The organism is Streptomyces sp. NBC_00289 (genome assembly GCF_041435115.1).
Classification (GTDB): Bacteria; Actinomycetota; Actinomycetes; order Streptomycetales; family Streptomycetaceae; genus Streptomyces.
In genome coordinates, this window is sequence record NZ_CP108046.1 from 957905 (window position 1) to 969579 (window position 11675).

7 protein-coding genes and 1 pseudogene are annotated in these 11675 nt (G+C 67.7%); 5 read left to right on the top strand and 3 right to left on the bottom strand.

What is annotated here, in order from left to right; all coding sequences use genetic code 11:
* Positions 1–459 precede the first annotated feature (459 nt).
* Positions 460–1581 carry an ROK family protein gene (locus tag OG985_RS05020; RefSeq protein WP_371666988.1) on the top strand — a complete coding sequence of 374 codons (1122 nt, stop codon included), beginning with the start codon at positions 460–462 and terminating at the stop codon, positions 1579–1581.
* 207 nt (positions 1582–1788) lie between these two features.
* On the opposite strand, the gene OG985_RS05025 is transcribed toward OG985_RS05020, so the two are convergent.
* Positions 1789–3333: a sulfatase gene (locus tag OG985_RS05025; protein WP_371666989.1), complete on the bottom strand. Its 1545-nt coding sequence runs from the start codon at positions 3331–3333 to the stop codon at positions 1789–1791.
* Between the two features lie 182 nt (positions 3334–3515).
* On the opposite strand from OG985_RS05025, the gene OG985_RS05030 reads away from it, so the two are divergent.
* The 4 genes from OG985_RS05030 to OG985_RS05045 all read left to right on the top strand — a co-directional run bounded on the left by OG985_RS05030 (position 3516) and on the right by OG985_RS05045 (position 9623).
* Positions 3516–4364 (top strand): AraC family transcriptional regulator, encoded by an 849-nt coding sequence (locus OG985_RS05030; protein ID WP_371666990.1) that lies wholly within the window; start codon positions 3516–3518, stop codon positions 4362–4364.
* A gap of 443 nt (positions 4365–4807) precedes the next feature.
* Positions 4808–7042, top strand: a complete 2235-nt coding sequence (locus OG985_RS05035; RefSeq protein WP_371666991.1) for an arylsulfatase — start codon at positions 4808–4810, stop codon at positions 7040–7042.
* A 374-nt stretch (positions 7043–7416) separates the two neighbouring features.
* Complete coding sequence (locus tag OG985_RS05040; RefSeq protein ID WP_371666992.1) at positions 7417–8130, top strand: response regulator transcription factor; 714 nt, start codon at positions 7417–7419, stop codon at positions 8128–8130.
* Positions 8127–9623, top strand: coding sequence for a sensor histidine kinase (locus tag OG985_RS05045; protein ID WP_371666993.1), 1497 nt, complete (start codon positions 8127–8129; stop codon positions 9621–9623). Before OG985_RS05040 ends, OG985_RS05045 begins: the two co-directional genes overlap by 4 nt.
* Before the next feature lie 81 nt (positions 9624–9704).
* Here the strand turns inward: OG985_RS05045 and OG985_RS05050 are convergent.
* Positions 9705–10021, bottom strand: a pseudogene (locus OG985_RS05050) (ISAzo13 family transposase); the annotation flags it as partial.
* A gap of 5 nt (positions 10022–10026) precedes the next feature.
* Positions 10027–10773 carry an SDR family NAD(P)-dependent oxidoreductase gene (locus OG985_RS05055; protein WP_371666995.1) on the bottom strand — a complete coding sequence of 249 codons (747 nt, stop codon included), beginning with the start codon at positions 10771–10773 and terminating at the stop codon, positions 10027–10029.
* Between the last annotated feature and the right edge of the window lie 902 nt (positions 10774–11675).

The window sequence follows — 11675 nt, forward strand, 5'->3', positions numbered from 1 at the left end:
AACAGGTGGGAGACGGGCGCGCGTACGACGCCTCTTGGGGTCCGGCGGGAACAGTCCCGCCTGTGGCCGGCACCAGCCGACGCCCGTAACTGCCTCCGGGCATCGACCGGTTCACCTCCGGCAAAGAGGGACGTTACGCACGGTGAATTTTTCCGCCAAGTGATGACAGAAATGACATGTCGAGAACGGTGAGGGGCGTGTCACACCGGGGGTCCACCACACCGGACCGGCGGAGCCGCACATCGGAAGCCCACAGAATTCCCACAAGGACACCGTCTAGCTTCCTCGCGCCACGGGACGACGGACACACCTGCGTCCCAGCACGTCACAGCTGTGATCACAGAGGGGAACGCCACTTTCGCCATGCCGACTGAGACGACACGGTCCTTCAGCTCGATCGCCATGCCAGGACAGCCGGGACGGCGAGGACAGCGAGGCGCTCCGTCCCGGCCTCGTCCAATGCACGAGGCCCTGGTGCTGCGTCTTCTGCGCGAGCACGGCCCCTTGACGCGGGGTGAGTTAGGGGCCCTGTGCGGCCTGTCCCGCACCACGCTCTACGACATCGTCGGAGCCCTCATGGACAAGGGCACCGTCGTCGCGTCGGTTCCGGAGGCGGCCCGGCGCAAGCGAGGTCGCCCGGCGGAGGTGCTGGCCCTGAATCCTGGGGCCGGCCGGCTGTTGGGCATCGAGTTCGCGCGTCGGGCGGTGCGGGTGGCGGCGATGGACGCGGCGCACGAGATCGCCGGCACCGCGGGTGAGCAGCACGGCCCCGACACGCCGTGGCAGACCCGCATCGACCTCGCCTGGCAGCTTGCGGACGGGCTGACGGACGGGACGCTGCGATCGGGCACCCTGGAGGGCATCGGCGTGGGGACGGTCGGACCGGTCGGCCCACCGGACCGTCGCTCACCGTGGGCGCCCCCGCACGACACCGTGGCGGCGCTGGTGCGCGAGCGCTTCGGGTCACAGGTGCTCATCGACAACAACACCCGGCTGGCGGCACTGGCCGAGACGATCTGCGGCGCGGCAGCAGGTTGGCAGAACGTGCTGTACCTGCGGTTGTCCCACGGTGTCGGGGGCGGTCTCGTGGTGGCCGGCGCACTGCATCGCGGCGCTCACGGCAATTCTGGGAGGTTCGGCCACATCACCGTGGACCCGGACGGCGCTGCCTGCGAGTGCGGCGGGACCGGGTGCCTGGAGACGGTGGCGTCAATCGAAGCCGTACTCGACGCCTGTCGCGCCGCGGGGTGTGCGGTGGCGGATGTGCCGGAGCTGGTGGCCGCGTTGGAGTCGGGTGACAGGGGCGCGCATGCGGTTCTGGCGCAGGTCGGCGGGTACGTCGGCCGGGTGCTGGCAGATGTGTGTCATGCCCTCGGGCCGGATGTGATCGTCCTGGGCGGCGAGTTGGTCGAGGCCGGTCCGGCCCTGATGGAGCCGATCGAGCGCAAGCTCAATGCGAACGTGGCGCCCCGCTCGTGCGGGTGGCCGAGGGTACTTCCGGCCGGACTCGGTGATGCCGGTACCGCCCTCGGCGCCATCGCTCTGCTTCAGCAGCAGTCCTCGATGGCACCCACGGGGTGACGCGTCGCGGTGTGTGCGGTCGCCGCATCGCCACGGTCGCGGTGAGGCCCGCGGTCGCCGGCGTCGCCGGGATGACGTGCCGCGAGAGCTTGCCACTGTGCATGTCCGCGTCCTTTCTCATACGGGTCCGTACGGGGTCTCCGTGCGAGACCCCGTACGGGAGAACTGACATCGGTGCCCTGGCCGGACGGCCGTGGGCAGAAGGGCCTACGCGTGTCCCGCACTCCAGCAGCCGTCGCCGCGGCAGTTCTCCAGCCGGATCAGCGCATCGTGCAACTTCGCCAGCCGGGCCCCGCTCAACCGGTCGGCGATGTTGTGCAGTTGGTCGGGGTCGGTGCGCAGGTCGTAGTACTCCTTCGCGCCGCTGTCGTACTCGAGGTAGGTGTGGGAGTCGGTGCGCATGGCGTGGTAGTCGGGCGGGCTGATGCTCTCCCCGCCGTGGTTGTCGGGGTCGCCCGGCGACTGCTTGGCGTGTTGGTGCTCAATCAGGTTGGCTGTGCGCCAGCCCGCGTCCGATCCGCCGTCCAGCAGCTGGAGCATGCTGTGTCCGTCCACGCGGGACGACACCGGTGCGCCGCCGATCTTCTGGAAGGTGGGGGCGAAGTCGATGTTCGACACCTGGGCATGGCTCGTCTGTGCGGCGGCGACGTGGGGGCCTGCGATCACCAGCGGTACTCGGACGTCGGTGTCGAAGGCCGTCTGCTTACCGGCCTTGAGCCGGTATTCGCCAAGGTGGAAGCCGTTGTCGGAGCTGAAGACAACGTAGGTGTCGTCGGCGACGTGGGCCCGTTCCAGGGTCTGACGCAGCTTGCCGAGCATCTTGTCGACCGCCTGGAGCGACTGTGCGCGTTTGCGGAACTTCTTGTCGATCGTGTTCTTCTCGTGCTCGGTCAGCTTGTCCTGCCTGGCCAGCCACGGCGGCGCGTTGGTCGGCAGCTTGTCGAAGGCGGGGCCCTGCGGCGCGCTCAGCCCGGGGAAATCGTGCTTGTCCCGGCGTGCCGGCTTGGACGGACCGTGCGGAGCGAAGAGCGCGACCTCCAGCATGAACGGCTTGTTCGCCGCTGCGGACTTCTCGATGAACGACTGGCCCTTCTTGCTGAGGACGTCGGTCAGATAGTCCTTGTTCTGGTTCCCGTGCGGTTCGATCCTGTGGTTGTGGGCGAGCTTGTAGTTGTACTCCCTATAGCCGTTGCCGACGACGTCCCACTGGCTCCAGCCCGGCGGCACATACGGCTGCTGCCCGTCCACGGTGTCCGTGGGGTCGTACCCGTTGAGGTACTTGCCCATCATCGCGGTGCGATAGCCCTTTGCCTTCAGGGCCGTGGCGAACGTGTCCCGCTCCAGTCCGTTGTTGTGGAAGGCGTCGAAACCGCCGTTCGGTCCTTCGTTGCCCAGGACGCCGGTGTTGTGCGGGTACAGACCGGTGTAGATCGACGAACGGGACGGGCAGCAGAGCGAGTTGCTCACCACGTAGTCGCTGAACGAAGTGCCCTGCGACTGGAGCTTCCGTACCTCCGGCATGTACTGCAGGAGGTTGGAGGACATGTCGTCGGTGAGCATGAAGACAATGTTCGGTCGACCGGCGGCGGCTGCGGCCGACGGTGCCGGGGTCGTGGTGGCTGGGCTTGTCGTAGCGGCAGCGTCGGTCGTGGTGGCGGCGCCGTTCGTCGCCGCACTCACTCCGCTCTGGGCGGCGAACACCAGCGCCGCCACGCCGACTATTCCTGTCAGCAATTGACGAGTGCGAATCATGCGAGAAGCGTGTCAGCATGGTTCTGCGCCGGTCAATATCTGATTGCCGCCGGACGAATTATTCCGGCGCGAGGAGAATTAATCCGGCACCGGTCGCCTTGCGAGCACCTTTGGTGCGCATGCACTCTTGATACGGCACCTGGGCCGAAAGCGGTTAGCAAGCGGAAGAGGGGAAGCAGGCGTTGGAGGTAACCAGCGGGGTGGGCGGTGGAACGTGGCGCTGCCTCCATGTGCGGAAGAGGACGTTTCAGAAGGGCCTCCACTCGCTTCATCTTCCGGCGTCGCCAGGAATCACGCTGAACGCCCATGTGAGCGGCCTTCTGGGAATTCGCGGGGAGCGCGACGCTCTTGCCGTCAAAGAGACGTTCCCGCTGCCCGACGACGTGTGCGTCATCCCTCCGGGACTGAGCCGGACGCTGGTCGTCGCACCCAAGGGGGACGAGCCTGCGACGATCGCCTCACTCACCGTTCCACTCGAGACGCTGCACCGGTTCGTCGGCGAGGAGGACTTGCGCTCACGCGTCTCTCAACTGCGTGACAGGTATCCGGCGATGCGGTTCGACCCGGTCCTCGCGGCGATGGTGAAGGCGGTCGCTGTCGCGAGCGAGGTCGGTGCGGACGACCTGTACGCGCAGTCGGCGGCCCAGTTCATCGCCGCCCATGTTCTCGCACCGCACACCACCGGCTCGGCGAAGACGCCCGGTGCGCTGGGCTCACGACAACTGGAGACGATTCTGACCTATATGCGGGAGAATATCGGCCAGCCCATCTCAGTCGACGACCTGGCGTCCCTCGTCTCCTTCAGCCGTTTCCACTTCGTACGCTGCTTCAAGGCCACCACCGGATCCACGCCCTACCGCTATCTCACCGAACTCCGCATCGACCTGGCACGCAAGTATCTGGAGAACAGCAACGATACGATCGCCCGCATCGGCCAGTGCTGCGGATTCTCCGGTTCGGGACACTTCTCGCGGAGCTTTCGTCGAATCGTGGGATGCACCCCGTCGCAGTATCGGACGATGCGCGCCTGAGGCCCCGCAGGACTTGCAGCGGACGACGAAAGCATGTGTGTTCATTAATGCAAAGTATCTGTCACGAGCACGGAATACTGGGCCGTGTATCGAAAGTGGCTCTCGAACGATGAATGATCTCGCGCACTATGTTGTGCTCCTGGCAGTCGGGATACCGCCGGAACACCACCTCGTGCGTGAAGCCGGACGGCCGCCAAGCTCTCAGTCGTACAGAGAAGGACCAGACAGCGCACTCCGATCGCGGGGGCGGTGGTGGCGGCCTAGCGTGGAACAGCCGCACAAGAATCACCGGCCGGTCGGTGGGATGGAGAACTCGAATGGCGCAACCGTCGCGGAATGAGTACCGGCCGGGGCAGCGGTTCCCGGGGGTGATCGGTCGGACGACTGATGAGTCGGGTCCGGCGTGGCCGCAGCCGGTGCGGGCGGCGGCGGGTGCGCCGAACGTGCTGTTCATCGTGTTCGACGACACCGGGTTCGGGCAGCTGGGCTGCTACGGCAGTCCGATCGAGACGCCGAACCTGGATGCTCTGGCCGCGGGCGGGCTGCTGTACAGCAATATGCACACCACCGCGCTGTGCTCGCCGTCGCGCTCGTGCATTGTCACGGGCCGCAACCACCACGCCAACGGCATGGCGGCGATCACGGAGCTGGCCACCGGCTACCCGGGCTACAACGGGCAGATCCCGTTCGAGAACGGGTTCCTGTCGGAGATGCTGCTGCAGCACGGCTACAACACGTACATGGTCGGCAAGTGGCATCTGATGCCCTCGGAGCAGGAGTCGGCTGCGGGCCCGTACGACCGGTGGCCGCTGGGGCGGGGCTTCGAGCGGTTCTACGGGTTCCTGGGCGGCGACACGAGCCAGTGGTATCCGGACCTGGTGTACGACAACCACCAGGTCGAGCCGCCGGCCACGCCGGAGGAGGGCTACCACCTGACGGAGGACCTGGTGGAGCGGTCGATGTCGTTCATCGCCGACGCCAAGCAGGTGGCCCCGGACAAGCCGTTCTTCCTGAACCTGTGCCTCGGTGCGACGCATGCCCCGCACCACGTGCCGCAGGAGTGGGCCAATCGCTACCGGGGACGGTTCGACGACGGCTGGGACGCCTACCGCGAGCAGACCTTCGCCCGGCAGAAGCAGCTCGGCGTGGTGCCCTCGGACGCGCAGCTGTCCCCGCGCGATCCGGACGTGCCCGCGTGGGAGTCGCTGTCTGCTGAGGCGAAGCGACTTGCGGCGCGGTTGATGGAGGTCTACGCAGGATTCCTCTCCCACGCCGACCACCACCTCGGGCGGCTGCTGGCCTTCCTGAAGGAGACCGGCGAGTTCGACAACACGCTGATCATGGTGGTGTCCGACAACGGGGCGAGCGCCGAGGGCGGGGTGACCGGCACCACCAACGAGATGCAGTTCTTCAACAACGCGCCCGAGACGCTGGAGGAGAGCCTGGCGCGGATCGACGAGCTCGGTGGCCCGGCCACGTTCAACCATTACCCGTGGGGATGGACGTGGGCGGGCAACACGCCGTTCCGGAGGTGGAAGCGGGAGACCTACCGCGGCGGAGTCAGCGACCCGTTCCTCGTGCACTGGCCCGACGGCATCCGGGCCCGTGGTGAGATCCGCGACCAGTTCGCGCACATCATCGACATGGTCCCCACCGTCCTGGACGTGCTCGGCATCGAGGCGCCCGCGACCATTCGGGGCGTCACCCAGTCGCCCCTGCACGGCGTCAGCTTCGCACACACCTTCGACGACGCCGACGTAGCGAGCCGCCACCGCACCCAGTACTACGAAATGCTCGGACACCGGGCGATCGACCACGACGGGTGGCGCGCGGTCTGCCCCTGGCCCGGCCCCTCATTCCAGGAGGCCGGGCGGCCCTTCGGCACTCCGATCACATTGGCGGACCTCGACGACCTCGACGCTCACCACTGGGAGCTCTACCACGTCGACGAGGACATCGCCGAGACCAAGAACCTCGCCCGGGACCACCGCAGCAAACTCATCGAGATGATCACGCTGTGGTACGTGGAGGCGGGCAAGTACAACGTCATGCCGATCGACGGCAGTGTCCTGCAGCGCATCATGACCGAGCGCCCGCAGATCACCGAGAACCGCACCCGCTACACCTTCCGTTCCGGCACCCAGACCGTGCCCGCCGCCGTCGCCCCCCGGCTCCTCAACCGCCCGCACAGCGTCACCGCCGACGTCGAGATCCCGCCCGGCGGCGCACAAGGCGTCCTGCTCTGCCAGGGCACCAACGCCGGCGGCTGGTCCCTCTACGTCAAGGACAACCACCTGCACTACGCCCACAACTTCGTCCAGCGGGCCCTGCACCACGTGGTCTCCAGCGAGACCCTGCCCGAGGGGCGGCACGCGCTGCGTTTCGAGTTCGAGCCCACCGGCGCCCCGGACATCACCCACGGCAAGGGCGCACCCGGCCGAGCCCAGCTCTACATCGACGACCGCCTCGTCGGACAGAACGACATGCCGGTCACCACCCCGATCGCCATCAACCCGGGCGGCATGACCTGCGGCGCCAACCCCGGGTCTGCCGTCACCCCCGACTACCACGCGCCATTCCACTTCACTGGCACCCTCCACAGCGTCACCGTCGACCTGTCCGGCGACCTCATCGTCGATGCGGAGAGCGAGATGCACATGCACATGGCCCGCCAGTAAGCCGACCGCTCCACGAAGCGTTCGTGCAGGTGACAGGGCGCACCCATGACCAGGTATGCGGTCGCTACACGGCCCAGGACGGTCCGCGGACCCAGGTGCAGGCGACCGCCGAACTCGGCAGGCCGGAGCCGAGCCGGAGCGCCGGCAGCCGCAGGAGAAGGCAGGCGGGCCGGCGCGGCTTCGCTGCGAACGTCCCGGCTGCGGCGAATCCGGCTCAACGTGGCGATCATCACGTGCGGGCCGCAGTTCAGCCCCAGCACCGCCGCGGAGGACTACGGTCGGGTTCTGTTCGGTCCGGGGGCGGCGGCCGTGCCGATGCCGTGACCGGCCTCCTCCGGACAAGTTGCCGCGAAGCGGCGAAACCGGGGGTGTGCATGGAAGGCAAGGCCGGGCGGGTGCTGGTGGTCGACGACGACGCGGCGATACGGCGGTCACTGGCGCGGGGGCTGCGGCTGAGCGGCTTCTCGGTGGCACTCGCGGACGGCGGCCGTGCCGGCCTGGCGGAGGCACGCAGCGACCGCCCCGACATCGTCGTCCTGGACGTCTGCATGCCCGACCTCAACGGCATCGACGTGTGCCGTGTCCTGCGCGAGGACGGCGACGACGTCCCCGTGCTGATGCTCTCCGCCCTGGACGAGACGGCCGACCGGGTGGCAGGTCTGCAGGTGGGCGGGGACGACTACCTCGTCAAACCGTTCGCACTCCAGGAGTTGGTCCTGCGGCTGCATGCCCTGCTGCGTCGCCGCCCGCCCGCCACCGCCCCCGTGCGTGCCGGCGGCCTCTTCCTCGACCCGGCCGCCCATCAGGCCACTGTTGACGGTCAGCCCCTGGTGCTGACCCGGCGCGAGTTCGCACTGCTGGAGGTCCTGGCCCGCAACGCCGGCATCGTGCTCACCCGCGAGCAACTGCTCGACTGGGTCTGGGGATACGACTTCCAGGTCCGCAGCGATGCCGTCGACACCTTCGTCAGCTATCTGCGACGCAAGCTGGAGGCGGGCGGCAGGCCCCGGATCCTGCACACCGTCCGCGGGGTCGGCTTCGTCCTGCGCGCGAACGGCCAGGACCGAGACGGCGGGGACGCCCCGTGAAACTGTCCACCCGTATCGCGCTCGCGGTCGGCGCGAGCGTGCCCCTGCTGGTCCTTGCCTCCGGCTGGCTGCTGCTGCACCTGGTCGCCGGCGACCTGCGCACACACCAGGACGCCCAATTACGCGCCCGCGCAACGGTCGTCGCCAAGAACGCCAAGGCGTATCTGGACGTCGCCGGGACCGACCACCCGCTCCTGGAGCAGGTCCGCCGACGCCGGCTGATCAACTCCGCGCGGGACGTGGGCGTCCGGCTGACCGGCCCGGCGGACCCGCTCTCGGCAGGCCCGCAGCCCGAGCCGTACCCCACACTGCCCCGCAGCGCCCCGAACCCCGTCACCGTGACGTCCGGTGGCAAGGACTGGCAGGTCCTGTCGTTGCGCGTCGGTGCCGCGAAGGAGGGCACCACCCCGAATCTGTGGCTGCTGTCGCCGGACACCGCCGAGGACGAACTGGCGCTGGTGCGCCGCCGGGTGCTGACCGGCGCGCTGCTGGCCGCCGCACTCGGCGGGGCAGCTGCCTGGGCCATCGCCGCCCGGGCGGTTCTTCCGCTACGGCGGCTGCAGCGGCGTACCAGTGGCCTGGACCCCAGGACCAGCGCCGCGCGCCTGGAGCACAGGCCGACCCGGGTCGCCGAGGTGGACGACCTGGCGTACACGGTGCAGACCGTGCTCGCCCGCTACGACGAGCAGGTCGCACGCACCGGGGAGGCGCTGGCCACCGCCCGCGCCTTCGCCGCGACCGCGTCCCACGAGCTGCGTACCCCGCTGATGAGCATGCGCACCAACCTCGACATCCTCACCGACCACCCCGCACTCGACCCCGAGGACCGGGCGGAGGTGCTCGACGACCTCGGGCGCGAACACGCCCGGCTGCTCGGGCTGCTGGTGATGATCAAGGCGCTCGCGCAGGGCGATCTGATCGAGGCGGACGCGTTCACAGCGCTGGACCTCGCGGAACTCGTGGACGCGTCGGTCTCCGACCTGCGGCGCGCCCACCCCGACGCCGAAGTGGCCGTACGCACCACCGCGGGCGTGCGTGTCCACGGCTGGGAACAAGGGCTGCGCTCGGCGGTGGACAACCTGCTGACCAACGCCTGCACCCACGGCCGCGCCGACGACGGCGTCGCCCGCATCGAGGTGACCCTGCGCCTGACGGGCGACCCGCAACAGCCGACCGCGCTTCTCACCATGGACGACCATGGCTCCGGCATCCCACCGGAACGCCGCGAGGAGATCTTCCAGCGCTTCCGCCGGGGCCCGGACAGCCCCGGCTCCGGCCTCGGGCTGACCCTGGTCGCCCAGCAGGTCGCCCTGCACCGAGGGCGAATCACAGTGTGGGACCGTCCTGCTGGACAGCCCGGCACCCGCTTCGAGCTGTACCTGCCGGCCACTGGCATCCCGGACGTGGCGCACACCCTGCCGCTGTTGCACCGCGACTGGCTGACCGGCATCCCCGAACAAGCCCCGTTGGGCCTGTTCACCAAGCGCACATGACGTTGATGTCGAGCAGGGTGTCGAAGGCGTCTGCCGACGTGCACCTCAGCCCGCGTCCGCAGTCAGGTCGTAGATCCCCTACGGGATCGCCTTGCCCAGATCGGCGTCGGGGAAGTCGCGAGTGTGGGCCCGGACCGGATCACCTTCGCGACGCCACTCGTGGCCGGCGTTCCTGCAGTTGCCTACCAACTCCTTCTTCTGGGTATCCACGCTGATCACCGGGTGTCCGGCAAGCTGGAAGTTCTTGGCCTGGTCGTTGATACAGCGGAACTGCGGTTCGCGGTACGGGCGTTGGAGCCCTTCGACAGCCTTGGCGTTGACTTGGAGACCGAAGCCCTCGTCGCGCAGCACGGCCGCCGCCACAGTGTCCGCCGCGGCCCGTGGCCCTGCCGGGTCAGCGCATTCAGCGTGAGGCTTTGGATGCGCTCCAGCCTCCATCGACCACCAGGGTGGTCCCGGTAATGAAGGACGCCTCGTCGGAGACGAGGAACGCCGCCGCCGCGGCTACCTCGTCGGGGTTGCCGAGTCGTCCCGCGATCGTCGCCTGTCCTGTCTGCCGCATGTCCTCCTCGGACACTTCGCTCCAGGCCGCGGTAAGGATGGGACCGGGCAGGATCGAGTTGATCCGCACCCCTGGACCGTACTCCACGGCCAGCTGCCTCCCCAATGCGACCAGGCCGCCCTTCGCGGCGGCATACGCCGCGTGGCCGGGAATCCCAAACAGCGCATGCACCGAAGAAATGATGACCACCGCCCCATGCTTTCGGTTCAGATCGGGGAGGCAGGCGCGCACGCCGAGAAAGGTCCCTGTCAGGCAGACCGCGAGCTGCTGATCCCACGAAGCACGGCTCGTCTCATGTGCCGGACGGACCTCAGACGCGTAGGCATTGCTCACCAGGATGTCCACTTCCCCGAAACGCCTATGAGCGAGAGCGACCGCATCCTGCCAGGCATGCTCGTCCGCCACATCTGCGATCACTGCGACGGCTCTGCCTCCGTTGGCAGCGATGTCACGCACGACCTCTGACGGATCGACAAGATCCGAGAGCACAACTGCGGCACCTTCCGCAGCCAAACGTTTCGAGCATGCGGCTCCAATGCCATGAGCGCCTCCGGTCACTAGCGCCACCTTGCCGGCGAGGCGTTGCATGAGCCTCCTCATCGTCGATCACAGAAACTGCCGCGGATGGGTCTCACCAAGCCTGCCGCACTCATGGTGGAGCCAAACAGTCCGCCCGATCGAGATCCCGCCACAAGCGCCGCTCTGCACCATTATGGCGCTGCACATTTCGCCATGATAGCCTCAACTTGACCCCGGCGTCGGAGAGTTGCATGCGGAAATCAGCGCTGTCGGAGATAACTACCCTGTCATTCGCCGGTAGATGGCGATTCTACGACGACGGATGGCCGGGTCTACTCTCCCTGGAGATTCAGGCGGAGGACCGCCTGACGGGAACCTTCTACAGCGACCGGTTCCGCGTCGAGTACAGCGTCACAGCCACCGTTTCGAGGGACGCTCCGCACGCTATAAGACTCAGCTTTCACAACTACAACTGGCTGCCCAGACAGGACTACTTCGGATTCCTCTTCACAGTCGGCAAGAATACGATTGCCGGATACTCGTATTGGCGGAGCGAGAGGTACGGATTCGTCGCCTTTCGCCATCCGGCACCGATCCCCGGAAATTTCCGACCGGGTCCCGTGGACTTCACCGACTTCTTAGGCGACTGGCGTCTCAACCTCGACGGCGATGTGTCCGACGTCGAGTTCACCTATGACCGAAAGACGGGAGTGCTTGCCGGGCGATCCGTTCGGGAAGGCGCTCCGCCCAGACGACTGTCCTGCAAACTGGCCAGCGGTCCTGTTGGACACGCAATCCATCTCATCACATCCGGTCAGGGCACGCTGGATCCCCCGGAAGTCTCCTTGCACGGATACCTTTTCACCCGACCAAAAGGCACGGTGGCGGGGCACGCAAGCGTAGCGGGACACCGCGCCGGTTTCTATCTTCTGCGATGCCGATGACTACGTTCCTGGACAGCTGATGGATAC